This window comes from Sphingomonas sp. MA1305 (genome assembly GCF_016107325.1).
Classification (GTDB): domain Bacteria; phylum Pseudomonadota; class Alphaproteobacteria; order Sphingomonadales; family Sphingomonadaceae; genus Sphingomonas.
The window spans coordinates 69,076-94,124 of record NZ_RCVT01000006.1; the positions used below are offsets into that span (position 1 = coordinate 69,076).

Below are 25,049 nucleotides of genomic sequence, written 5' to 3' on the forward strand. Positions count from 1 at the left end.
CGGATGGCGCACCGAGCTTCTATCCGGTGCTGAGCAGGTGGACATCGCTGGTGGTGAATCTGCGGAGAAGCGCGAGGGTTAGGACTTGGGCGGCGAAGAGGGTGAAGACGACTGCTAGTGTACCGCGGGTGAGAATGAGGAAATTGCCTATGAAGCAGGCGGTATAGGGCTCGAAGCCGCCGCTTAGGAATCGGACACTGCGATTGAGCAGGAACAGAATATAGGCAAATAGAATACAATAGATCGCCGCCCCGATCAGCCCAAAATCTATATAGCCGTCAATCATGAACGGCACCGCAATATTGGGATTGCCGTAGGAAAATAAATCGGCGAGCTGTTCGCCGACGAGCAGATTGCTCGGATAAGGTTTGCCAGGCCACCAGGCCCGCGGGATATGGATGAAAAGGGTGCTGAGTAGAACCTTGCCGTGCTGAAGCCCGGCGCGCTCCACATAAGCAAGCCCCTCCAGCGAGAACTCGACGACGTTCATATCGCGCAGCGTGAGAAGTGAGCCGCTGTCGCTACTGGGGGCCGGGCCGTTGCCGCTAAATCCCCATCGCGAATAGAAGCCCAAGAGCGGTACGAATATGATTAGGCTGAGCAGTGTCACCGGATAGAAGACCACCGTGCGCAGCAGTGCCGGGACGAAGAACAGCAGGATTGGAACCCAAACCCCAATTAGTGCGAAGCGGCTGACGTTGATCGGACTCGCCACGAATAGAAGCGATAGGAACATCACCAGCATCGCGGGAATGTCCAACGCTTGTGGCCGGTCGCGCGACGCGATTGCGTACATCAGCGCTGCCATGGACTGAACGCCGAGCGTCGCTGGGGTAATTGACGATAAGACATTCTCTTCGCGCAACAGCGGCGGAGTAAGCACTGTCGCAATACCCCCATGAAGGAGCACCGTTGCTACGAAGGAGGCCATCGCCAGTAAAAAAAACAGCGGCTTCATTTCGTACCGTACCCTGACCACCGGCATCGCATTTTGTGAGGAACGGACGGTTGAGAGGACGATACAGCAGAAAGAGAACAGTGCGAGACCGTATACGATCACGAAGTTCTTTGCCGGGTAATTCCATCCCTGCTGGATTTCACCGAATAAAATGACTCCATGGTCAACGTTCTGTAACGGGATAATGCAGAAAAACAGGAAATATATGATAGAAATAATATCTATCTGCCCAACAGAATTTTTTGGCGAGTAGTGAAGGGCGACTATGATCGCAAAGAATAGCGGTAGCGTTAGTATGGCATTAAAGAGGTCGTGACAAAGAACGAAATTAACAAAATAATACAGCCCATAAAATGTATAGCGAAAGAGCTGGTTGATGGTAATTCCGCCGGAATGCCGCGTCGCGCCTTGATAAATGTACATGACGATGCGGTGCGATCATTCCGTGGGCGATTACGTCGGGGGGTATACCCGGCGGGGTGCGACCCGCCAAGGGCAAAAAAGCCTGTCCTAAGCAAGGGCCGCGAACAAGGGGCGGTTGCGCCGTATCAGGCGTGTGTGTATGCCCTCCATGCATGTCCCGGCCCATAGGTCGGATCCTGGATAGTGGCAGGTTCAGCTTGATCTTCGAACGGGTCCGGGAACTGTCCCGGCGACGCCTTTTTCGCGACAGCGCCTCCAATGTCTTTGGTGTCGGGGTCAAGATAGCATACCAGGTTGTTTCGGTACCCGTTCTACTGGCGGCGCTGGGCGAATATAGGTTCGGTGTCTGGCTCCTCCTGTTCACGGTCCCATCGTATTTGGCATTGTCTGACTTGGGGCTGACCACTGCGGCGCAGAACGACATGGCCGCTGCTGATGCGCGCGGAGAAACTGACCGCGTCCGAGCGATCTATCGTTCCACCTTTGCAATGATTGGGGCGATTGCCGTCCTACTCCTCTTGTTGCTGGCCGTGGTCGTGTTCTTCGACGTAGGCGGGCTGACGGAACGAGCGTCCTATGTCCGTGGCGAGCAGTGGACGATTGTTCTATTGGGGGGGTATGCAACCGCGGCGATGATCTCGATGGCGCCGCTAGCGGCACTCCAGGCAACTGGGCTTTATGCGCTTGGCGCGTTGGTATTTGATGGGTTCGCGCTTATTGAGTCGGTCGCACTGCTCGTCGTCGCCGGCCTGACCAGCCGGTTGGTGCTGATGGCCGCAGCCTATATGGCGGTGCGTTGCGTCGCGACGCTGGTGCTCATCGCCCTGGTGCGGTTTCGCCGGCCGACGCTAGGGTGGCCCTTTGGTGGCGCGCGGCTGGTGATGCTGCGAGAGTTGCTGCCGCCGGCACTTGCATTGTTCGCGGTCCCCGTCGCACTCGCGACCAATCTTCAGGGGGCTGCGGTAATTGTCGGTGCGGTGCTGGGGCCCATCGCAGTCGCGACTTTCGTGCCTGTCCGCACGGTGACGCGGATCGCGCTTCAGTTCGTGGGCATCATCGCCCGCGCAATGATGCCCAGCCTTGCCGCTGCGGGAGGCCGTGGATCGGCTGAGGCCGAAGAGCGACTGTGGCTGCTGAACGACAGGATTCTTGTCCTCCTCCTATTTCCGATGGTCGTAGGCATGACGGTGCTAGGGCCATGGTTGATCGGCATATGGAGCCACGGCGTCATTAGACCCAGCCATCTCCTTGTTGCGATACTCGCTATGTCGGTTCTCGCTCACGCTGTCTGGTACTATGGTGTTACCCTCCTCTCGACAACGCGTAACCATATGGCGCTGCCACGTCCAATCCTAGTCGTCACTGTGGGAGGACTGGTAGTATGCTATTTGCTCGCCCGCCGCTGGGGGCTGGAAGGCGCTGCTGGCGGGCTATTGGTGGCAGAAGTGACACTGGCGGTGCTGGTGCGCCGTCGGATCGCGCATCACCGCGCCGAACTGCGCCGACAGATCGGAACATCTGCACGTGCGGGCTGACCTGTCCGTATCTCCCTCTCCCCCGACTGTCGCATTCGTATGGGACAATTTGGGGTTCATGCATGATGAACGCATTATCGCTGTCGCGGCAGCCGAGCCTGCCGCGCGGATCGTCGGCATCGAGCTCTATGCCAACAGCCACGAATATGGTTGGCGCAGCGATACCATGGCACCGTTCGAGAAGCGCAGTTTGTTTGCTGGCGACCGGCGCGGGCGGCACAGCCGAGTTACGCTCGCATATCGCGTGGTGCGAAGCTGCTGGGCGGTGAGAGCACGCCACGTATTTATGTGTGGTCACGGCACACCGGGCATCTTTCTAGCCAGCCTCGCCTTACGGTTAATTGGTACGCGGGTCTATGCGATGACCGATAGCAAGTATGACGATATGCCGCGCCGCTTGCCCAAGGAGATTGCCAAGGCGGCATATTACCGGTTGTTCTCCGGCGCGATCGTCGCCTCCTCGCGGGCGGCTGATTATCTGCGCTTCCTAGGATTCGGCCGCCGGCCAATTGTTTTCGACTATGACAATCGCTCGGTCGCGGCCATCCGGCAGGCGATCGGCGATGTTGCACAGCCCGTTTTTGCAGATCGCCCGTTCGTCTGCATTGCCCGACTGGTACCGAAGAAAAACCATTCTCTGTTGCTGCGCGCCTTTGCGCATTATGCCGCAGAGCAACGGGCCTCGCCGCGGCGACTGGTGCTGTGTGGATCGGGGGCGCTAGAGGATGAGCTGCGCGCGCTTGCCGAAACGCTGGGGATTGCAGAACTGGTCGATTTTCGCGGCTGGGAAGACGAAACCGTGGTCGCACGTACACTGTCGCAGGGACTTTGCTTGGTTCTAGCAAGCCGTGAGGAGCAGTTTGGAATCGCGGTCATCGAAGCGCTGGCGGCCGGCCGGCCGGTGATCGTAACCGAGCCAGTGGGAGCGCGCGACTGTTTCGTTCGTACGGCACGAGAGGGGTTCGTGGTTGAACCCGATAATGTTGAAGGTCTTGCCTTCTTCATGGCGTTACTGGGCCGGGACGAGGCGCTGTGGAGAACAATGTGCGGACATGCGCTGGCAACTGCGACCCGAACCGACGCGAGCGCGTTCGCACGCTCAGCTTGGTCGCTGATCCATGCGGGTCACGAGACACCATCGACCCGGGACATCGGCAGTTCGATGGCTTAAAAGGCGTAATCGGCACCCCATTATCTCATTAGTCGTAATAATAATCGAAGAATTCGCCATACTGCGCGGGCTTTATTGATTTTCAAAGATATGTCGCAGTACGCGATCTTTTTGTATCCTTGACGGTAAATTACCATGCATGGGGTTGGTTTGGCGAGAAAATTGCCATATGATTAAGAAAATCATACATTTACAATAGAGATTACTAATATTGCCCTGGCGTGAGATAATTTTTTGCCGCAACGGGTATATTTTTTAAATTGTATGATTGTCCTAATAATTATTCGGTAAGGGAGCCGTTTATAATGGCGGGACCGTGCGATTTACTCGATGATTTGGACAAAGTTGCAACTTTGCGTCTTTGACTGGATGCGCCGATTTGTTGATTGCTATAAGTCGTGTGCAGGCACGGATTGACCGTCCTGTCGGAGGAGGGCAGCCGCGAAGGGATTTGCGGCACCTGCGTTGCTCCGCTAAGCGCCGAGTTATAAGGCAGTCGTCGAAGGGTGATGCATGAACGTCTTGGCCGGGATCTCACACGGCACCACTAGGCTCGACACTGTGGCGATCGCCAATCGGCGTCACCGCCGCTTTCTCAGCCACTCGTTGCTTCTCGCTAGCGACATCCTTGCGATCGTGGTCCCGTTTTTGATAGCAAACATAATCTATTGGGGATCTGCAGGCAGTAGTCATGGCGTGACAATCCTCGCGCTGCTGATCCCCGCTTATTCTGTGTTTGCAAGTCTTAATCATACCTTCTCTGATAGCTCTCTAGAGCGGCTGCGCTACGGTGCTGTGCGCAGCATGAAGGCGGTCATGCTTGCGGCAATGGCGATCCTTCTCGTCGCTTACATGCTGAAGGTTGGCTCACATTTTTCTCGTGCTGTGTTCGCAACTGGTTTCGCCGGCACATTGATTGCGATACCGGTGTTGCGGCTTTTGCTGGTGAGACGTGTTCAGACCATTCTAGGTGGTTCTCCTTTTACAACGGTCGTGGTCGTTGATGGCGTTTCCTATAACCGCCAACCCGACGAGCTGGTACTGACGGCCACTGAACTCGGCTTCGATCCCGACAGCTCCGATCCACTCGGTTTCCATCGGCTCGCGGATATTCTCTGTCGGGCTGATCGCGTCGTCATTGCTTGCCGGCCGGATCACTATGCGCGCTGGTCTTCTATCCTGAAAAGCATGACCGTCGATGGAGAGATCGTCGATACGCTGGGCGAACTCGATCTGATTGGGATCGGTCGGCATGCAGGGCGACAGACTTTCGTGGTGGCCGCCGGTCCACTGTCGCTTGGCGACCGGATCATCAAGCGGATGCTCGATATCATGGTATCGCTAATTGCCTTGATCATGCTGTCGCCGCTATTTGCTGTGATTGCAATCGCGATCCGCGTGGAGAGTGCCGGGCCCGTGTTCTTTCGTCAGCCGCGGATCGGTCGCGACAATCGTATTTTCTCGATCTATAAGTTCCGCAGTATGTTCGCTGAGGCTTGCGATCCAACGGCCTCAGCGCTTACGACACGCAGTGATCCACGAGTCACGCGCGTCGGCGATTTTATTCGACGTACCAGCATCGATGAGTTGCCACAGCTCATCAATGTGATGCGCGGCACGATGAGCATTGTTGGTCCGCGTCCGCACCCGCTGGGCGCAAAAGCCGCCGACCTACTCTACTGGGATATCGATCCACGTTATCGTCAACGTCACTCGATGAAGCCGGGCATGACCGGATTGGCTCAGATCCGTGGATTCCGCGGTAATACGGAGCGGGTTGAGGATCTGACCAATCGGCTTCAATCCGACCTGGAATATGCCGTAAACTGGTCGGTCTGGCGTGATATCGGTATTATCTTCGCCACATTTGCCATCCTCCGTCATAAAAACGCCTTCTGACGAAGCACGGAATCCTGATCTATGAGAGTCTTAGTGACGGGGGGCGCCGGTTATATCGGCAGTCATACCTGTAAGGCGCTGGCACTGGCCGGCCACAAACCGATCGTTTTTGATAATTTAAGTACGGGACATCGGCGATCCGTCAAATGGGGTGACTTCATCCACGGTGATATCACCGATCCAACCGCGATGGGTGAGGCGCTTGCCGCATCACGAGCGGATGCGGTGATCCATTTTGCCGCGAGCGCTTATGTCGGCGAATCGATGCGGCTCCCACGGCATTATTATCGAAATAATGTGGTCGGCACATTATCGTTGCTTGATGCAATGGCGGCACGCGGCATGCGACGACTGATCTTTTCCAGCTCGTGCGCTACCTATGGTGTGCCAGAAACCTTGCCAATCAACGAGATGGCAAGGCAGGCGCCGATCAATCCCTATGGCGACAGCAAGCTCGTTTGCGAATCCATGGCGCGGGCCGCGGCGACGGCGGACGGACTATCATGCATCGCCCTACGCTACTTCAACGCCTGCGGTGCCGATCCTGAAGGGGAAATCGGTGAGGATCACGACCCGGAAACCCATGTTATCCCATTGATCCTGCGGAGCGCTGCAGGTGGGCCAGCCTTCACGATCTTTGGAACCGATTACCCGACGCCAGACGGCACCTGCATTCGCGACTACCTCCACGTCAGCGACCTTGCCGATGCGCACGTTCGGGCTCTCGACCATCTGAGCGAATATGCCGGGTTCGAGGCATTGAACCTGGGAACTGGACATGGCCATTCGGTGCGCGAGATTGTGCATGTGGTAGAGCAGCGTCTTGGTCGCCCGCTCGATTTGCGACAGGCGGAAAGGCGTCCTGGCGATCCTCCCGAACTGGTTGCCGATGCACGGCGTGCTGCCGCAACGTTCGGGTGGACGCCACGGTATTCCAACCTGTCCACCATCATTGATACGGCCTGGTCCTGGATGAATGCGCAAGTTACCTCATGAAGATTCTTGTTGTTGGGATTGCCTACGCGCCAGAGATCATTTCTACGGGACTTTACAACACTGGAATGTGTGAAGGACTGGCGGCACGGGGTAACGCCGTGTCGATCATTACAACCGTTCCTTATTATCCGCAGTGGCGCGTCTGGCAGGGCTGGCGAGGGATGCGCTGGCGGCGTGAGCGCGAGAATGATGTCGATGTCACACGCGTCCCCGTCTATGTGCCAGCAAAGCCAACGGGTTTGCGGCGCATCGCGCTATATTTTTCGTTTCTTTGCTCGGCCTTCTTGCCCGCACTGGCCCGGGCATGGCGTGATCGTCCCGATGTGGTGATTGCGATCGCGCCGACGCTGATTGCGGCGCCGCTTGCCTTGCTCTGCGCTCGTATTTCCGGGGCAAAAGCCTTGATCCACGTTCAGGATTTTGAGGTTGGCGCAGCTTTGGGGACAGGACTGCTTGATAAACAAGGTATCATCGCACGTCTGGCAGGCTGGTTCGAACAAACGATTATCCGCCGTTTCGATCTCGCGACAAGCATCAGCCCACAGATGTGTAGAAGGCTCGCATGGCTGCGCGGCAGTGATGCTGACATATATCAATTGCGCAACTGGAGCGACACGAATGCGGTCATGCCGCTTGATCGCCCATCGATATTCCGCGATCGCTGGAATATCAAAACCCCGCATGTCGTGCTCTATGCCGGCAATCTCGGTAACAAGCAGGGCATAGAAATCCTAACCCATGTTGCGGCTGTGCTCGCTCCGCGTGGCGACGTGACCGTCGTGATCTGCGGTGAGGGTCCTGCACGCGACGGATTAGCAAGGGCTGCCACGGGCATCCCCAACATCAGGATGGAACCCCTGCAGGACATTACCCAGCTATCTGACTTGCTTGGACTGGCGACACTCCATGTCATTCCGCAACGTCCGCAGGTCGCCGACATGGTACTACCGTCGAAGCTTACCAACATCTTTGCCTCGGGACGCCCGGTGATCGTCACAGCTGAATCCGATACCGGCCTTGCCCATGAGATTGAGGGGGCGGGTGTAGTGGTACCACCGGAGGATCCCGACGCTCTCGCTGGGGCGATCGCGGCGCTGCTTGATGATCCTACCAAGCGTACGGCGCTTGGGTGCGAGGCGCGCCAGAAGGCCGAGCGGGACTGGGGACGCGAGATGATCCTCGATCGATTTGACGATTGGCTGCACGTAGCCGTCGGTGTGCCCAATCGACTAAGCGGAGAAATCCACTGATGCCCATCGCAGCGAAGCTTGCCAAGCTCGTCCGGCTCGCTCGCCGCCCTCGCCTGTGGCGGACGGCGCTCGTCCATCGTGTTGTTGGCGCAGTGGAGCATGACTGGCCGATTCGATTCACCCAGGCCGCAACGCTCATTGATGCGGGTGCGAACCGTGGTCAGTTCAGCACCCTCTTCCACGCGCTACGACCTAACGCCACGATTCTCGCTTTCGAGCCACTGCCTGAAGCTGCCGACGCTTATGCGGCGCTGTTTGCGAATGTGCCTAACGTTCATCTTCATCGCATGGCTTTATCCGATCGTACTGGATCTGCGACCTTTCACATTGCCGATCGAGCCGACAGCTCCTCTCTGCTCGCACCTGGGACTGGTCAAGAAGCCGCTTTTAACGTGCGCTGCGCCCGCACGATCGACGTGCGGGTAGATAGACTTGATCGGCAGGTCGATATGTCGAAGCTAAGCCGACCGATTATGCTCAAGATCGATGTGCAGGGCGCCGAGTTGGACGTTTTGCGCGGGACCGATAATCTTGATGCCGTCGATTTTGTCTATGTAGAACTTTCTTTCGTCCCATTGTACGAGCGCCAAGCACTGTTTGATGACGTCGCGTCGTTTCTTCGAAATGAACAATTTGAGCTGGCAGGTGTGTTTAATCAGGTCATCACGAACCGGTTTGGGCCAACCCAAGCCGATTTTCTGTTCCGTAACGCTCGTGTCCTTAGCTAAGCGGTCGACTGTGCTTCAGTCTGCGCCTAAAGATTCAGCCATGGGGAAAAAACGCCCAATCTGTTTCTTTGGTCCTCTCCCTCCGCCGGTTCATGGCATGGCAAAGGCAAATGCGGAAATGATCGCGGCGCTGGCACGTGAACGACCTATTGCTATATTGAACATATCGGCAGCCGGATTAACGCGTAATGCGCGGTATCATCTTGTTAAACTTGGGCGCATTTCCGGTGCTTATCTTCGGCTACTATGGGCGCGGAGCCGCCATGCTCGACTACTGTATGCCTCTGTCGATGATGGTCTAGGCGGTTGGTGGACGGCACTTACAGCGCTGATAGCGCGTCTGATGGGGATGCGCATCTATCTCCATCATCACAGTTTCCGATACATCGTTAAGCGAAGCCATGCTCATGCCGTGCTGGCCTGGTGTGCAGGTAGGGACGCGGTCCACATTGTCCTGTGTCCGCAGATGGCTGCACGCCTGACGGAAACCTACCCCCTTATTGGTTTGTCTCGGATTGTGCCTAACAGCGTCGACGAGCGGCCCCCGGCTGCTGGTTCATCTCACCGAACGGGCCCGTTGCGGATCGGCATGCTGGCCAATCTTACTTTTGCCAAAGGGCTGGATACGTTCGTTGAGTTAGCAGAAGCGGCGTGGGCCCAAGATATAGCGGTTGAGGCGGTGCTCGCCGGTCCTATTCCGATTGCGGCGGAGCGTGAAGCGACCGAAGCGGCGGTGGAGCGTAGTGGTGGCGGCCTTACTTGGCTAGGACCGGTTTCGGGGGCGGAGAAGGAGGCGTTTTTCGCCGAAATCGATTTGCTTATCCTGCCTACCCGTTATCCAACGGAAGCCTATCCATTGGTGTTACTGGAAGCACTGGTACGCGGGGTGGGCACTATTGCACATGAGCGCGGCTGTATCGGTGCCCTGACAGTCCATCCCGAGGCAATTGCCATTCCGGTGGATGCTGACTTTATTGCTTTAGCCCTGCCTCTACTTATGAAGATGGCCGCGATGCCCACCAGTGCTCGCGCGGCTAAACGTAAAACCATTCAAACGGCGGCAATCGCGCTCAACGCTACTAATGCGCAAGCTCGCGAGACTTTGGTTCGTGATCTTATTGCCTTGGCATAGATGAGCTATGCCAAGGTGATTGCGCTGGGCTCTATGCCTTTCGTGCAATGGCCATTAGTTCTCGACGGTAACGCAGCCGGCTGAACAGGCTGCTAACGAGATCAAAACCCCACTCCGGGAGAAAGCGATAAAATAATTCCTTTTTAGGAGGCCAAGCTTTCGTGCGGATAGTGACCTTATCTGGAACATAACCGGCTTCTTTCAGGGTATTGGCAAGCAGCAGTGGCGTCCAAGTGTGCAGATGATGGTCTATTGTTGGGCTAATGTCGCGTTGTGAACGCCAATCATCAAGTGGAAGAACGATTATTAGCTTTCCGTCGTCTTTTAAACGTTCGCGCAATTTCCTTAGTGCTTCGATCGGAAAGGGTACATGTTCAAGGCAGTGGTTCGACATTACCACATCAAACGTCCCCTGCTGCTCCTCGATTGTTGCAGTGACGTTGACGCCATTTATGCGTGCTTGTTCATGTGCGGCAACATTGATCTCAACGCCGTTGCGCTCCACATTTGGTATGTTGCGCAGCACCCAGCCGCCCCCGCAGCCAAAATCTAGTACGCGCGCACCGGGTTTCATATAGGGAAGATAGGCGCGGGCGCTCAGCTTCCCGCCCAAATCACCTATCTGATTTTGCCACGCAAAATAGTCTTCCCCGCTTTTACCTTTATAATAGTTGGAGGGTGCATGCATCGTCGTGGTCGGCATCTGAGGCTTTCGCTGCGTTAAGGCGGTGGACGAATAGGCTATATCGTATGCTCGTGCGACTGCCAACACCAGCCATGCGACCCCAAGTGTAGGGGCGACAAAGACGGAAATGCCAACCACCCGAGCGCATACATTTGCGTAATCTTCCAAAAAGTCTCGCCGATACCCGGGGGTGATATGATGAGAGGAAGGAGGACGAGTGGTTGCGTCTCGGCACAAAGCGCTGTGTCCGATAACAATGATTCTCGGACACAGCGCTAGCGTAGCGCGGAGCGCCATGCCAGACAGGGGCATGGCCGGCGTCTCTCCCCTGGAATCGATCGACGTCGCGGGCGACCACGGGCAGCTCGCCGTTTCGGGCCATCCGACCCTGCCGGCGATCCTCGACGAGAAGATCGAGCAGGCGGCGGCCTATGCCAAAGCCGCCCGATCGGCCGCGACACGCCGCGCCTATGACTCGGATTGGGCGATCTTCACCGCCTGGTGCGAAGGCCATGGCCTCGCCGCCTTGCCGGCGACGCCGGAGATCGTGCTGGTCTTCGCGAGCGACCAGGCGACCGGCGGCCTCAACCCCGCGACGATCAACCGGCGGATCGCCGCGATCGGCCATCATCATCGCGCGCACGGCTATCCGGCACCGACGGCGATGCCGAGTGCCGGGCGGCTTGCCGAGGTGCTCGCGGGGATACGGGCGGAGCATGGTCACGCCAAAAAGCGCAAGGCGCCGGCGGATGCATCGGCGCTGAGGGACATGTTGGCGACGATTGCCGGCGACGGGCTGCGTGCCGTGCGCGACCGGGCGATCCTGGCGCTGGGCATGGCGGCCGCGCTGCGCCGGTCGGAGATCGTCGCGCTGCAGGTCGGCGACGTCGCGCTGGTGCCGCAGGGCCTGCGGCTGACGATCACCCGGTCGAAGACCGACCGCATCGGCACGGGCGCGGTGATCGCCATTCCCGAAGGCCGTCGTATCCGTCCCAAGGCGCTGCTGCTCGCCTGGATGGCCGCGGCCGGACATCAGGATGGTCCGCTGTTCCGGCGGCTGTCGCGAGGCGACGCGCTCACCGGGGCAGCGATGTCGGACCGCGCGATCGCGCGGCTGGTGCAGGATCGCGCGGCCGCGGCTGGCTACGACCCCAGTCTGTACGGGGGCCATTCCTTACGCGCCGGCTTCCTGACCGAGGGGGCCGCACAGGGCGCGACGATCTTCAAGCTGCAGGAGGTCAGCCGGCATAAATCGGTCCAGGTCCTGTCCGATTATGTTCGCAACGCCGAACTGTTCAAGGATCATGCCGGCGAACGCTTCCTTTGAATTTCCGCCCGTGGCGTCATCGGAGCGATGATTTGGTGGCAAGGGTCGGCGTCGCATAAGTCGCCTGCGCCGTCGCAGCGCCGCAGCCATACGCGATCCGCATGCCGGTTGTTGATCCCAATGGGACGGTATCGATGTCGGATTGAGCAGTCTGTCTGACCAGCGGGCCGGCAGTTGCGTCAAAATGGCACAGCTAACCGTCGTTTAACCGTAATAATGCTGACCTAAATCGGCCGCCCCACGGGTCTGTGATCCGATGGTCACAGCAAGCCGGGGAAAGCCTATGACACGCAAATATGTGATGACGATCTGCGCGGGCGCTTTTGCCGTAACGGCATCGCAAGCGTTCGCTGCGGATGTGCTGAACCCGGGGAACGGGGTGCCTTATGCCTTGACATCCAAAAGCTATACGCAGGATTTCAACAGCCTCAAGTCGATCACATCGGATCCGACCCCTGCCAATGCCTTACCGGCAGGCTGGCAGACGTTCGAAAGCGGCAGCGCTGCCGACGGCGCTTACCAGTTCGGCACATCGGGCAGTAATACACCAGGAATCTGGAGCTTTGGCTTGACCGGCGATCGCGCGCTCGGGGGCCATGCCAGCACGTCGGTGCCGCTGATTTACTTCGGTGCGCTTTTCCAGAACGATCTGGGTAGCACGATCGACGCGCTCGATATCAGCTATACGGGCGAGCAATGGCAAAAGGGCTATAATCGCGCGACCGCTCGCTTCGAATATTCTCTCGACGCGACCAGCATCAATAACGGCACTTGGCTGTCGTTCGGCGACCTTGATTTCACTGCACCGAACGCTGTGCCCTATACGGGCAGCCAATTTGGCATAACCCAGACCAACGGCAATGCTGCCGCCTACCGCACATCATTGAGCGGCGTTATCGGCGGTCTGTCGATCGCCGCAGGCGGCACATTCGCAATCCGCTGGGTTCTCCACGATATCGATCCGGCTGGCGTCACGTCCGATGATGGTTTGGGCGTCGACGACTTCAGGCTCACCGCAGCAACCGCTGCCGTTCCCGAGCCTGGCACGTGGGCGATGATGATCCTCGGCATGGGCGCGGTCGGCTTGGCAATGCGGTCGGTGAAGCGCCGGCCTGCCGCATATGCACGCCCTCATGCGGTCATCGGCAACATCGCATCCGCCTGAATCCGAAGGCCGATAGGCCTGCTGGCGATTGGTTCAGCGGGCCTTGGAGCAAGTGGCGGGGGGCGCGCCGCCCTGTTCCGATAGGGGACTCACGGCAGGAGCGGCAAGGTTAACGACAGTTTTACTGTCATAATGGCGCGATAGAGCGGGACAGGGCGACACCGTCGCCTAAGGGAGACAGGCAATGACAATCGACATACAATTCGGCCGCACCAAGGCTGCGTTCACCGGCATGATGGCGGCGGGGATGCTCGCCATGATCAATCCTGCCGAGGCCGCAACGCTGGTTCAGTATGACTTTACCGGCAATGCCGGCAATGAAGCCACGGAAGCCGCGTCCTATGCGGCGGCCCATGTATCCGGCATCGCTTTCAGCCGCAGCGCCGGTCTCAGTGCGCCGAGCGCGGGCAATGCCTTCTCCTCTGCGAGTTGGAGCGTGTACAGCGCCGCCAACATGACGGATTATCTGACGTTCGGTCTGAATGTCCTGGCGGGTTATACTGCGAGCGTCGACCAGCTTGTCTTTTCGTCGCGATCGTCCAACACCGGTCCCGGTGACCTCGCCGTCCTGGCCGCCGTTGATGGCGGCGCGTTCCAGCAGGTCGCGACCTTCGATCAGAATGCCGACGCAGTCGGCAATCACGTGCTGAGCTTCGCGCCTCTGGTCAGCGCGTCGAATGTGGTGTTCCGCATCGTCACGACCAGCACGTCGGCCGCCAATGGCGGCACGCTGGCCGGTGGAGGCACGTTCCGCGTGCAAAATTATGCAGGCACGCCGAGCAGCCCGTTCAGCATCAACGGCAATGTCGCGGCTGTTTCGGCTGCCGTACCGGAGCCCGCCACCTGGGCGATGATGATCCTCGGCATGGGCGCAATCGGCTTTGTCATGCGTCGTCGCAAGACCGTCAATATGACTGTCCGCTTCGCCTGAACGGCGACGACAACCGCCGCCACAGCATGTGGCGGCGGTTGTTCCATCTCGCCTTTCAAGCTCCGCCGCTGGGCTCGGCAATCATGCGAGCCGCGGATATCTACGGCAATCAATCCCACATTCCTGACCGTACCGAGGGTCCTGCCGGCGAGCGCAGTCGCGAGCGGTGCTATCGTTGCATCAGCGCCCGACATGCCGACAATCCTATCTGAAAACATGTCGACAAACGGAAGCTTTTCTATTGCGGCCGCCGCTCGTCACGGCCGAGATAGCGCAGCAGCGCCTCGGGTTCGTCGGTCTGGATCATCGAGATGCCGCCGGCGATCATCCGGCCCCATACCGCCTGCGGATCGCGCAGCGCGTCGACGTCGCCGCCCATGCCGCGAACGAAGCCGTCCCACAGGCTGTTGCACCACAGCCGCCGGCGCTGCCGCTTCGCCTCGGCCGCGACGCCGGGCAGCTGCGCCGCATCCATCCGCGGCAGTTCGTAGCCGAGCGGGCGCCGCGCGCCGTCGTCCTGGCGGCGCATCACCGCGACCAGGTCGCTGCCCGCCGCGTCGGAGGCGCTGAGGATCGGCATGAACGGCACCCGGTCGTAGGACGGCAAGGCGGCGAGCGGCGGGTCGCCGATGCCGGCGGCATTCTTGACGATGACGCGCCCCGCCGCGCCGGCCCGCTCAGTGGCGGCGACGACCTCGGCATAGATGGCGTCCTTGACGTCGAGGTTGAGGACGATCCGCCCGCGCGCCTGCGCCAGCATCTCGTCGAGGGTCGGCACCCGCGCATCGGTCGGCGCCGCCCCCGCCCCGCCCTCATTGTCGCGCAGGTGCAGCGCGCGCACCGCGGCCAGCGTCAGATCGGCGACCTTGCCGTGACCGTCGGTGGTGCGGTCGACGCTCGCGTCGTGAAGGATGACGAGATGGCCGTCGCGGGTGCGGCGGACGTCGAGCTCCATCACGTCGACGCCGAGCGCGACGCATTGGTCGAGCGCGACGGGCGAATTCTCCGGCACGCTGGCGAGGCCGTGGCGCGGCGCAGGATTGTGGCAGCCGCGATGCGCGACGACGATCGGGCCGCCGTCGGGATCGGCGATGCGACGCGCGATCGCCGCGGCGCGATCGCCGGGTACGGCAGCGGGGGTGGGCTGGGCCAGCGCCAGCACGAACATGAGCAAGGACATGGGATGCCTCAGAATTTCGGGGTGACGCGCAGGCCGAGCCAGAAGGTCGTCGGCACCGAATAGCTGTCCTTGAGCAGGTTCACCCCCGGCCCGGTCAGGCTGGTGATGCGATGGTGCGTGACGTTGCCGACCTGGCCGATCAGGCTGACCGCCGGGTTGACGCGATAGGTGGCGGACAGATCGACCTGGCTGCGCGGCGCCCAATAGAGATCCTGCCAGCTGATGTTGCTGATCACCGTGCGCAGGGCGCGGCCCTGGCGATTGTAGGCGGCGCGCAGTTCCAGCCCGCCGGTATTGTAGAAGACGGTGACGTTGGCGGTATAGTCGGGCTGGCCGACCAGCCGGTCGAGCGTGCGCGACGCGACCGTCGTCGCGCTCGGCGAATAGGGCACGGTCAGCCGGCCGCGCAGCAGCGCGACATTGCCGGCGATGCCGAAGCCGGCCAGCACCGGCGCGACCGGGCGCAGCGTGTTGAGGATCAGCGACCCCTCCAGCCCGCGGACGCGCGCGCCGGCGGCATTGGCCGGCGTGCTGACCGCGGCATTGGCGTAGGTGGTGCCGTCGAAAGTGAACGGCGTGACGTTGGTCAGCGTGAAGATCTCGTTCTCGATCCGCTTGTTGAAGGCGGCGAGCGACAGCTGGCCATCGAACGGCGCGATCCGGAGGTCGGCCGCCAGGTCGAGATTGTTCGACAGCCGCGGGCGGATGTCGGGATTGCCGATCGTCACGGTGACGCCGACCGCATCGGGATTGCCCTGGTCGTTCGGGTTGACGAAGCTGATCGAGGTGCGCGCCGCATAGGCGTCATAGGGCGGCCGGCCGAGCATGCGGCTGGCACCGGCGCGCAGGTCGATGGTCGGCGTCGCGTGGAAGGTCAGCACCGTCGACGGCAGCAGATAATGATAGGCCGAACCGGTCGGCCGGTCGACATAGACATAGGCGGCACGTGCCTTGTCATACTGGCGCTGGCGGCCGACGGTGGATTGCGTCGTGTCGTCATAGTGCAGCCCGGCCTGGACGTTCAGCCGCTCGCCGCGCCAGCTCATCAGCGCATAGGCGCCGAACAGCTTTTCGCGGTGGGTGAAATCGTCCTGGTTGCTGAAGCTCAGCTGGTCGGTGGCGTTATAGGCGCTGCGCGGCGCCGCCTCGACTTGCGCCCGCGCCTTGGCCGGGTCGATCGCGAACAGGTTGAGGCCGAGATAGGGCATGATCGCGTTGGACGGGCCGAGCACGTCGGCTATCTTCAGCCCCGGCGCGGTGGCGTTGGGCTGATATTCGGTGCGGCGGATGTCGAAGCGTGGCCGGTCGTCGGTATAGCTCAGGCCGATGGCGAAGCCGGCGCCGCGGTCGTCGAAGCCTTGGTTGAGGCCATAGTCGAGCCGCCCGGTGGCGATCCGGTTGCCCGCCCGGCGGACGTAATCGCTCGCCGGCCGCCAGTAGAGCAGGCTGTAATTGCCGACAGCGTTGTACGCCGCGGCGCTGATCGGGAAACGCTGGTCGAGCGCCGACGTGTCGTAGGTGAAGGCATAGTCGCCGGTCGCGTTGATCGTCGCGCCGCTGCCGGTCGTGGTCGTCGCTACCGCCGCGGGGCGGGTGATGTTGGTGGCATATTTGACCATGAAGATCGGCTCGACATAGGTCGCGTTGGAGATCGACGCGCGGCCGCTGAGCAGCTGGCCGGCGCCTGGGCGCCAGTTGAAGCCGGCCTGGCCGACGCGGGTGCGCGCGGTGGTGATCTGGTTGGCATAGCCGACCTCGACGTCGCCGCCCGGATAGGAGCCGGAGGTCGCGGTCTGGTTGAAGACGCGGTTGCGGTTGCGCGGATCGATGATGATCTCGTTGCGCTCCATATTGTCGCGGAACACGTAATAGCCGCCGGTGGCGAAGACGTCGAAACCGTCGCTGACCCGCGCCTCCAGCTTGCCGGTGATGCCGAACCGGTCGCGGCGGTTCATCACGTACCAATATTTGTCCTGCTGCGGCACCGCATAGCCGTTGCCGAGGTTGCTGCCGCTCTGCAGCACGCCCTTGGCGTCGTAGAAACCGTAATGGACCGTGTCGGTGGTCATATGGGTTTCGGTGTAGCTCGACAGCGTCTGGTAATTGGCCGACAGCGTCGCACCGAACTGATGCGCCGCGCCGAACGTCGTGCTGCCCGTCGCGATCAGCCGATAGCCGGGATCGCGCTGGTCGCGCGGCTTGCCGGTGTCGCCGGCATGGCCGAGCGAGGCCTCCATCGTGAAGAACGGCTTGCCGCCCTGGGCGAAGGCCGAGCGCGTCTTGAGGTTGATCGCGCCGCCCGTCGCATTGGGGTCGAGATCGGCGGAGAAGGTCTTCACCACCTGGATCTCGCTGACCATCGACGCGGGCAGAATGTCGAGCCGGACGCCGCGGGTGATCGAGCCCAGGGTGCCATTGGGCGTGCCCGGCGAGGCGATCGTCAGCCCGTCGATGGTGACGTTGTTGTAGCTCGGCCCCAGCCCGCGCAGCACCGGCGTCGCCGCCTCGTCGCGGGGATGTTCGTTGTCGGTCGCCGGCAGCACCGACAGGCCGGGGACGCGGCGCAGCGCCTCGACGATCGTCGTGTCGGGCAGCGCGCGCACGTCGGTGGCGCTGACCACGTCGACGATGTTGGTGGCGCGGCGCTTGCTCTCGATCGCGGCGGCATTGGCGCGGCGGATGCCGGTGACGACGATGTTGCCCTCCGCATGGCGCGGTGCATCGGCATCGTCCTGGGCCGGCGCCGCGGGCGGCTGCGTCTGTGCGAAGGCGGCCTGCGCGCCGAGGATGAGGGCGAGCGCGGTGCTCGCCCGGACGATGATGGTCATGCTGCTTCCCCCGTCCGTTATGGACGGAGGCGCGGCTAGGCGCGGTCGATGACGCTTTTAATTCGTTTCCTGAAAAAAAATCGGGAGGCGGACCCGGCCTGTTTGGCCCCTGTCAGGCGGTGAGGGCATGGATCGGCAGCATCGCCGCGCCGATCGCCACCGCGGTGCTGCCCAGTGGCGAAGCATGGATGGCCGGCGCGGCGCCGTGATAGCCCGGTGTCGTCCAGCCGCGCAGGCGCTCGGCCAGGCCGGTCAGCGGGGCGTCGGGCAGCGCGCCGGAGATCACCACCGCACCCGGATCGAGCCAGGCCACGCCCGCCTCGATGCCGTGGCGCAACTGCCCGGCGACGCGGTCCATCCAGCCGGCGAACAGCGGGCCATGGTCGTCGAGCAATGCCGGAAGGTCGGACAGGCTGTGGATCGCGACGCCGGCGCGGCGCAGCGTGTGGAGCAGGTCGAGGCCGGAGGGGCGCGCGGCGGGATCGAGGAACAGCCGCCCGACCTCGCCGGCATTGCCGTGCTCGCCGCGCACCAGCCGGCGATCGGCGATCACCCCGCCACCCAGGCCGTGGCCGAGGAAGAAGACGAGGATGTCGCGATAGCGGGTGATGATCGCCGGTCGGTAATATTCGGCGAGCGCGGCGACGGTGCCGTCATTCTCGACCCAGACCGGCAGGCCGAGAGCATCGGAAAAGAAGCGCGCCTGCGGCACGTCGCGCCAGCCGGCGACCCATTCCACCGTCCAGCGCCGGTCGGCCGCGGTGTCGACGACATAGCCGGTGCTGGCGATGCCGAGCCCGAGGAAGCGATAGGGCAAGATGCCGGGCCGGCCGGCGATCGCGCGCAATTGCGCGTCGAGCAGCCGGGCAAAGGCGCGCGGGTCGGGATCGTCGAACGGCACTTCTTCGCGGGCGAGCAGGCGGCCGGCGCAATCGAGCGCGACGATCTCCGCCCAGCCGGGATGGACGGTCGCGCCGACCGCATAGCCGCCCTCGCCGCTCAGCACGAGCGGCACCATCGGCCGGCCGCGGCCGGTGCGCGTCGCGGGCTCTTCCTGCTCGGCGATCAGGCCGAGCGTGATCAGCTCGCGCGACAGCCGCGTCACCGTCGCATGGCCGATGTCGAGCCGTGCCGCAATGCGGCTGCGCGATGCCGGCCCGCCGGTGCGCAGTTCGAGTAACAGCCGCTTGGCGGCTTCGGACAGCAGAATGGCGGGCCGCGGCATCCCCCGCCGATATTTTTCCTCTGCGTCAAAAAAATGAAGGGGGCTACAGTCTGTCCTTTGCAGGACTCGTAGTCAGGGCAGGCAATCGTGGCGTTGTTCGACCTGATCGCCCTGCCCTAGGGTGCGGATCAGCACCGACATCGCCCGACAGCGCTGGCCGTCCTCCTCGCGCAGCGGCCCGGCGACGACGAAGCCGTGGATGCCGGCGGCATCGTCGGTCCATTCCTGCAGGTCACCGGTGGTCATGGCGGTCTTTATCGCCCGCGCCTGCGACGCCTCGCCGGCCAGCGGATCGTGGGAACCCGGTGCATCGACCGCTGCAGCGAGCGGTGACGATGCCTCATCCGATGTCAGATGGTGCAGCCGCGGTCGCGTCCCCTTCTCGCTCGATGCGACATGAGACAGATGCGCCGTGCGGGCCTGGTGGACCACCTCGGGAGCACGGTTGCGGGGCGGCACGGGAATGTCGATGGTATAGGTCGGTCTCGCCCCGACCCGCTCGACCATCAGGCTGGCGGCGGTAAAGCTCAGCGCGCAGATCGCCACGCCGCCCAACGCCGCGCGTGGCGAGAACAGCAGCGACCGTTTGGGAGGTGCGGGGTCATGACCTCCATCGGCGTGAACGGCATAGCGGCGATGCCATCGGGTCAACTGCACGGTGCCGACCTGCAGACGCCAGCCGCGATCGACGACATATCTGGCGCTGTCGCTGTCCTGCCGATCGTCCATGATCATGTGCTGCCCCATGCGGTTCGGCCACACCGGCCAGGCATTTTCCCAACACCATTTGGTGTCGTCCGTCAGCGTCTCTGCCGCATAACGCAATGTCAACCATTTGCCGTGACACATGCCCGGGCATTGTCGGGGTATCGCATGTCGTTCGTTGCCAAGCTTTATGAGGACGATCGTTCAGCAGAGCGCTATCCGGTGCTGCTGGACGGCACACTGCGCAATCCGCAGGCCGAGCCGCAGGACGTTGTCATCGACGACCTGTCCGCCACGGGATTTCGTACGGCGACGGCGCGTGGCCTTGCGGTTGGCGACACCATCACGCTCGGCATCTTCGGGGTCGGTCTGCGTACGGCACGGGTGCAGCGAGCGAGCGATGGCCATTACGGTTGCCAGTTCGTTGCTCCGCTGACGGCGGAGGAGCTCGCCTCCGCGCTCGCCGGCCTGGCGCCGCCCGATCCGATCCGCTTCCCTGCCCCCGAACTGGGCGCCTCGGTTGCGGTCGATCAGCCGGTGCGCGAATGGTCGCTGTCGCCGCGCATGCGGGTGCTGTGCATCACCGCCGTGGGCGTTGCGCCGTGGCTGCTGCTGGGATTGGCCTGGCGGCTGATCTGATTTTCCTGCATCACGGTTCCTGATCATTGTCAGGAACTGTCTGGAAGCATGACAGCGTGGCAAGTGAATGGAGTGACGCTGCCGGCATTGGCTGCGTGCGACATCAGCCATCTAGCGACGGTCGGCACTAAGCCGCGGTAAGGGCGCGGCTGATCCCGATGCTATGCAGCGGGCGCACCAGCCCTTTGGTCTATTGCGCTCAGCCTTATGCGAGTGATCCGGCATGCCCGCGTTAGGGCATGCCGGAAGCCATCCATCGTGATCTCAGATGCCCCTCGCCACCATCATGGACGCGCAGGGGGTGTAACCAGCCGCTGCACCGCGGCATAGGTCAGCGGACCCCGCTTCAGCATCGTGCCGTCGCCTAGCTCGCCATCCGAGCAGTTCAGCATCTTGCCGATGCACTGACTGTTCCAGGTGTCGCGAGTCTGTGGGTCCCACCCTTCCATATAATCGGCATGGAATGCGGTTCCGCCTGGCATGGTCATGCCGTTCATACGGTCGGACGAGAACCAGATATCCCCGTCGTCGGCCGCGATCGTGTAGGCGATCTGCTGCGTCAGTTCGGGAATAATGTACGGGTGCGTCGCCGGGCATTCCGGATAGGACTGCCCCTGGTAGACGCCGTGGGTCAGGTGTGACCGATGGTCGGCACTGTCCAGCTGACCGTTCCAGCACGAGCCGAAGTTGATCGCCGCCATGATCTGGCCCGACCCGCCGCAATCCTTGACGGCTTCGGCCAGCGTCGCGTGGTGGTCAGACGGCTTGTTTGGCGAGATACAGCGGAAGTTGAAGGTTGCGTTCTCCGGCTGATCCTGGCCCATCCGCTTCATGTCGTAGCCGGAAACGACGCGCAGGCCGGTCGGGATGCCGACGCAGCCCTTAGCCGACTCCTTGAGACACAACGGGTCGCCGTCCGGCAGGCGCTTGTAGTAGATCGAGAGATAGTCCGGCTGGATCACCTTGCCCGCGGCATTCATCAGCGCCGGCACCCAATAGGCCGACCGGTTAAGCATGTTTGAGCAGGTGCTGTCGCCGGATGCCCGCAGCGTGGCGTAGGTGGATGCATAATCACCATTGGTATTGCCGTACCATTGATGCAGATGTGGCGAGCCGCCCTTCACCCCGGGGTATAGGATCGGATCATCGTAATTCATCTGGCCGGCGGTGCAGATGAAGCGAAAAGCGCCAACCACGTCGGGCGCGGCCGAAGGCGGCACATACGAGCCGTTACGCTCGTAGCCGGGCACGATGAATGACGCCCTGTCGAAGTTGCTGGCGATGGCGGTTACCGAACTGGGTTGGGTATTATTTGATGTTGGTGTCGGTGTAGCGGAGGGCGTCGGGGTCGGTGCGGGCGTCGCACTGCCGCTAGGAGTAATCGGACTGCCGCTGGCGACATCGACAACAGCACCAGCCGCATTGCCTCCACCCCCGCCACATCCAGCCAGCACCAATGCCGCGAGGACGGTGGGATGGAAGGCGCGAACATCAATCCTGACGAGACGGCGAGCTTTTTCTCTCCACCGATCGGCCACCAACATGAAAGCACTCCAGCGACAATTATTGCGCCGGATGTACGTTCACAGCCTTTTCATTTGGTTAATGCAGCGCCACGCAACGAGAGGCGAAGGCTTGATTACAACGACTTGCCTGGCAGCTGGCCGCAATTTTGCACCGATTGGGCGGTGCGCCTGAGAAAGGCCTATAATCAGCATATGTCACATGAAAAGCCGTCGCCCGTTGTCGGGCGACGGCTTGGCGTCGTCGCGGTTACGCGAAGCGGACGCGGGTCGTCGTGTTGCGGCGACGCATCGCGAAGCCAACCGCACCCATGCCGAGGATCATCAGCGCCCAGGTCGCCGGCTCAGGCACGGCGGCCGTCTGCGCGGTTGCCGAGAAGGACGTCGTCGTGTTGCCCTGCGTGGTGAACACGAACGATGCCGGAGTGGCATCGAAACCATCGTAACGGAGCGTGCCGCTAGCGGCAAAGGCCAATGTGTTGGCGGTGATGCTGCCGATCGTGTCGATCGACGACAGGTCGAAGCTGATCGGCGAGGCGTTGTTACCGCCGGTCAACACGAAGAAATTGGCGATCGACTGAGCGCCGACGCGGAAGTTTGCGATGTCCTGGATCGTGCCGCAGGTGCCGGTCATGCACGAGAAGCCGGCGAAGGTACCGGTGCCGGTGCCGTAATTCGGGATAAGGCCAGCAACGCCTGGCGATGCCGTGCCGCCCGAGCTCGCCAGGAAGTCAAGCGCGGTGGCGGTCGACAGGCTGTTGCCGCCGGTGGCGTTGAGATAGCCGGTGAAATCGACCGAGCTGCCCGTGGCGATCGTGGCGGCATTGGCGTTCGAGGCGGCGCAGACGGCAGCGCCCGCGGCCAACAAGCTAAGCAACTTCTTCATACATGTCCCTCTCAGGTGCACTCGGCAGACCCGAGCGAGCCGTTAACAAGGCGTTAAGTTTCAGGTTCCGCCCAAGTTGCTAAATTTCTTGTCATTAATCGTTTGTATCAAAACGAGACATGTGGCAGGTTCACGTTCACGCTGTCGCACTTGGGTGGGCAAGTAATAACGGGGCGATGCAGGCTAAACTTATGAAGATTTTGGATTGATAGGGTAAACAGTGCCCGGGATTGGCTGAGGGTGCAAAATTATCTAGTTGAATTGGTGCTTTGATATTTTGACGGACCAAATTCACCGCGGCGTTGATCTACTTTAATGGGTGCACTATCAATTGAAGGTGAGGCGCGGCGCATTGTGCCTTGAGCCCTAGCCAGTGAGCGATCGTGCCGCGTTTGAGAATGGACGGCTGCCTGAGATCGGCGTGATCGATGTGCAACCCTGATGAGGCGGAAGAGTTTCTCGAAGATGCAAGGTGGTGCTCGGCTCTTTCGGCGTAAGGTCCGCCAGATCGCTGCAGTCATGCGGCGTCGCCCGGTCGCGACCTTGTTCGTGACGCTCGGCGCGAGCGTCTTGGGGATTGCCGGTGCGGGCGATCTCTTGTCGCGCGCTTCGGCGGAGGCGCCGCGAACCAAGACGGATGCGCAGGCCCGCATCGACACGCCCGACACATTGCTGGACGCGCGTTCGCCGGGTGCGCGCAATTATGGCTGGCTGGTACAGAACAAGCCGCCACGAACCGGGTTCGACGTCGGCCCGGCCCACGAACGCGTCCTGACTTCCGTACGCCATCGGCCGGGCCTGCCCTTCTCCCCTGGCACCACGCCGGCCTACACGCCCTACACACCGGTCGTGGACGGCTTCGACCCGACGGCGCCGGGGCCGGTCGAGGAAGCCTTGACTGATGGGAACGTCCCCGTCGGTCCGGGCGGCGTGTTCGTGCCCGGCAGCCCCGGGATCGGCGTCGTGTCCGGCCCTGGGGGCGGTACTGGCGGTGGTGGCGGAACGGGCAATACGCCGGGCACTGGCGGTGACCCGGGGGGCGTCGTGCCCTCGACCCCCGCCGTGCCGGAGCCGGGCACCTGGGCGATGCTGGTTCTCGGCTTCTTCGCGGTCGGAGCAACGATGCGGCAGCGGCGGCCCATGCTGCGCCATGCAGCGTCCTAGGCCGATCCAGGCTATACGAACGCTGGTCCCGGTTCTGCTGATCGTGCTGGCCAGCTGTCGGCAGGCATCGACCCCCGTCGACAATGTCCCCTCGCCTGCAGCGGCAAGCACGCCGGCCCCCGCCCCGGCTGACGGTCGGATCCGCTTTGGGAGTGGCGACCGGCCGATGTTCACCGCCCCCGACGGTCGGCGTTTCCAGATTGGCAGCCTGCTGACCTTGCCGGGGAGGATGCGCTTCGGCGATTCCGTCTGGAACGACCGCGGGGCCGGTGCCGGGCCGATCTGGATCCGGATCGACCTGGCGCGGCAGCTGATCTCCGTGTTTCGCGGTGCGGACGAGATCGGCACCGCGGTGATCGTCTATGGCTCGGACGGCAAGGCGACGCCGACCGGTGCCTTTCCGGTGCTGGGCCGCGAGCGGCTGCATCGTTCGACCCTGTACGATGCCGATATGCCCTATACCCTATGGCTGACCCGCGACGGCGTCGCGATCCACGCCAGCACCGTCGAGGAAGGGCGGGCGACGCATGGTTGCGTCGGCCTGCCGATGGACTTTGCGCAACGCCTGTTCGCCGTGGCCCGGCGTGGGGATGTCGCCTTCATTGTCCCGGCCAGTCCGCTGGGCGAGGATGGCCGATTGCCGGCCCATTCGACGTAAATTGCCGATTTACCAGCCCTTCTAACCGGCTGGTCAAGACG

The 25,049-nt window shown here is 61.8% G+C and carries 21 protein-coding genes; 13 read left to right on the top strand and 8 right to left on the bottom strand.

Annotated features, from left to right (window positions below):
* Nucleotides 1-19 precede the first annotated feature (19 nt).
* Nucleotides 20-1,381 carry a hypothetical protein gene (locus tag D9601_RS17970; RefSeq protein WP_198355465.1) on the bottom strand — a complete coding sequence of 454 codons (1,362 nt, stop codon included), beginning with the start codon at nucleotides 1,379-1,381 and terminating at the stop codon, nucleotides 20-22.
* 197 nt (nucleotides 1,382-1,578) lie between these two features.
* On the opposite strand from D9601_RS17970, the gene D9601_RS17975 reads away from it, so the two are divergent.
* From D9601_RS17975 to D9601_RS18005, 7 genes are all read left to right on the top strand, one after another.
* Nucleotides 1,579-2,916, top strand: a complete 1,338-nt coding sequence (locus D9601_RS17975) for a lipopolysaccharide biosynthesis protein (protein WP_198355466.1) — start codon at nucleotides 1,579-1,581, stop codon at nucleotides 2,914-2,916.
* A 58-nt stretch (nucleotides 2,917-2,974) separates the two neighbouring features.
* Complete coding sequence (locus D9601_RS17980) at nucleotides 2,975-4,087, top strand: glycosyltransferase (RefSeq protein WP_198355467.1); 1,113 nt, start codon at nucleotides 2,975-2,977, stop codon at nucleotides 4,085-4,087.
* Between the two features lie 513 nt (nucleotides 4,088-4,600).
* The gene (locus D9601_RS17985) at nucleotides 4,601-5,986 is read left to right on the top strand and encodes an exopolysaccharide biosynthesis polyprenyl glycosylphosphotransferase (protein ID WP_198355468.1); all 1,386 of its coding nucleotides are present in this window, start codon (nucleotides 4,601-4,603) and stop codon (nucleotides 5,984-5,986) included.
* Nucleotides 5,987-6,007: 21 nt separating this feature from the next.
* The gene (gene galE, locus D9601_RS17990; RefSeq protein ID WP_198355469.1) at nucleotides 6,008-6,982 is read left to right on the top strand and encodes a UDP-glucose 4-epimerase GalE; all 975 of its coding nucleotides are present in this window, start codon (nucleotides 6,008-6,010) and stop codon (nucleotides 6,980-6,982) included.
* A complete protein-coding gene (locus D9601_RS17995; protein WP_198355470.1) occupies nucleotides 6,979-8,232 on the top strand; it encodes a WcaI family glycosyltransferase in 1,254 nt (417 codons plus the stop codon). The genes galE and D9601_RS17995 overlap by 4 nt, the downstream gene beginning before the upstream one ends.
* On the top strand, nucleotides 8,232-8,960 hold the full coding sequence (locus D9601_RS18000) for an FkbM family methyltransferase (RefSeq protein WP_198355471.1): 729 nt from the start codon (nucleotides 8,232-8,234) through the stop codon (nucleotides 8,958-8,960). The genes D9601_RS17995 and D9601_RS18000 overlap by 1 nt, the downstream gene beginning before the upstream one ends.
* 40 nt (nucleotides 8,961-9,000) lie before the next feature.
* Nucleotides 9,001-10,092 carry a glycosyltransferase family 4 protein gene (locus D9601_RS18005; RefSeq protein ID WP_198355472.1) on the top strand — a complete coding sequence of 364 codons (1,092 nt, stop codon included), beginning with the start codon at nucleotides 9,001-9,003 and terminating at the stop codon, nucleotides 10,090-10,092.
* Between the two features lie 31 nt (nucleotides 10,093-10,123).
* Here the strand turns inward: D9601_RS18005 and D9601_RS18010 are convergent, their stop codons facing one another.
* A complete protein-coding gene (locus D9601_RS18010) occupies nucleotides 10,124-10,795 on the bottom strand; it encodes a class I SAM-dependent methyltransferase (RefSeq protein WP_198355473.1) in 672 nt (223 codons plus the stop codon).
* A gap of 277 nt (nucleotides 10,796-11,072) precedes the next feature.
* Between D9601_RS18010 and D9601_RS18015 the strand changes: the two genes are divergently transcribed.
* From D9601_RS18015 to D9601_RS18025, 3 genes are all read left to right on the top strand, one after another.
* Nucleotides 11,073-12,104 carry a site-specific integrase gene (locus D9601_RS18015; RefSeq protein ID WP_198355474.1) on the top strand — a complete coding sequence of 344 codons (1,032 nt, stop codon included), beginning with the start codon at nucleotides 11,073-11,075 and terminating at the stop codon, nucleotides 12,102-12,104.
* A gap of 283 nt (nucleotides 12,105-12,387) precedes the next feature.
* Nucleotides 12,388-13,269 (top strand): PEPxxWA-CTERM sorting domain-containing protein, encoded by an 882-nt coding sequence (locus D9601_RS18020; RefSeq protein WP_232474386.1) that lies wholly within the window; start codon nucleotides 12,388-12,390, stop codon nucleotides 13,267-13,269.
* A 184-nt stretch (nucleotides 13,270-13,453) separates the two neighbouring features.
* Nucleotides 13,454-14,200: a PEPxxWA-CTERM sorting domain-containing protein gene (locus D9601_RS18025; protein WP_232474387.1), complete on the top strand. Its 747-nt coding sequence runs from the start codon at nucleotides 13,454-13,456 to the stop codon at nucleotides 14,198-14,200.
* Between the two features lie 238 nt (nucleotides 14,201-14,438).
* On the opposite strand, the gene D9601_RS18030 is transcribed toward D9601_RS18025, so the two are convergent.
* The 4 genes from D9601_RS18030 to D9601_RS18045 form a co-directional block, all read right to left on the bottom strand.
* Complete coding sequence (locus D9601_RS18030) at nucleotides 14,439-15,380, bottom strand: glycerophosphodiester phosphodiesterase family protein (RefSeq protein WP_232474388.1); 942 nt, start codon at nucleotides 15,378-15,380, stop codon at nucleotides 14,439-14,441.
* 8 nt (nucleotides 15,381-15,388) lie between these two features.
* Nucleotides 15,389-18,208, bottom strand: coding sequence for a TonB-dependent receptor (locus D9601_RS18035; RefSeq protein ID WP_198355475.1), 2,820 nt, complete (start codon nucleotides 18,206-18,208; stop codon nucleotides 15,389-15,391).
* Nucleotides 18,209-18,320: 112 nt separating this feature from the next.
* Nucleotides 18,321-19,433 (bottom strand): ROK family transcriptional regulator, encoded by a 1,113-nt coding sequence (locus tag D9601_RS18040; protein WP_198355476.1) that lies wholly within the window; start codon nucleotides 19,431-19,433, stop codon nucleotides 18,321-18,323.
* 72 nt (nucleotides 19,434-19,505) lie between these two features.
* Nucleotides 19,506-20,258 (bottom strand): hypothetical protein, encoded by a 753-nt coding sequence (locus tag D9601_RS18045; RefSeq protein ID WP_198355477.1) that lies wholly within the window; start codon nucleotides 20,256-20,258, stop codon nucleotides 19,506-19,508.
* Nucleotides 20,259-20,306: 48 nt separating this feature from the next.
* Here D9601_RS18045 and D9601_RS18050 point away from each other — a divergent pair, with 48 nt between their 5' ends.
* Nucleotides 20,307-20,777, top strand: coding sequence for a PilZ domain-containing protein (locus tag D9601_RS18050; RefSeq protein WP_198355478.1), 471 nt, complete (start codon nucleotides 20,307-20,309; stop codon nucleotides 20,775-20,777).
* Between the two features lie 284 nt (nucleotides 20,778-21,061).
* On the opposite strand, the gene D9601_RS18055 is transcribed toward D9601_RS18050, so the two are convergent.
* Both D9601_RS18055 and D9601_RS18060 read right to left on the bottom strand, forming a co-directional pair.
* Nucleotides 21,062-22,321 carry a DUF1996 domain-containing protein gene (locus tag D9601_RS18055; RefSeq protein ID WP_198355479.1) on the bottom strand — a complete coding sequence of 420 codons (1,260 nt, stop codon included), beginning with the start codon at nucleotides 22,319-22,321 and terminating at the stop codon, nucleotides 21,062-21,064.
* 229 nt (nucleotides 22,322-22,550) lie between these two features.
* Nucleotides 22,551-23,186 carry a PEPxxWA-CTERM sorting domain-containing protein gene (locus D9601_RS18060; protein WP_198355480.1) on the bottom strand — a complete coding sequence of 212 codons (636 nt, stop codon included), beginning with the start codon at nucleotides 23,184-23,186 and terminating at the stop codon, nucleotides 22,551-22,553.
* A gap of 519 nt (nucleotides 23,187-23,705) precedes the next feature.
* On the opposite strand from D9601_RS18060, the gene D9601_RS18065 reads away from it, so the two are divergent.
* Nucleotides 23,706-24,350: a PEPxxWA-CTERM sorting domain-containing protein gene (locus D9601_RS18065; RefSeq protein WP_232474389.1), complete on the top strand. Its 645-nt coding sequence runs from the start codon at nucleotides 23,706-23,708 to the stop codon at nucleotides 24,348-24,350.
* Nucleotides 24,351-24,516: 166 nt separating this feature from the next.
* Entirely contained in the window at nucleotides 24,517-25,008 is a 492-nt protein-coding gene (locus D9601_RS18070) for a L,D-transpeptidase family protein (protein ID WP_198355482.1), read from the top strand.
* Nucleotides 25,009-25,049 lie beyond the last annotated feature (41 nt).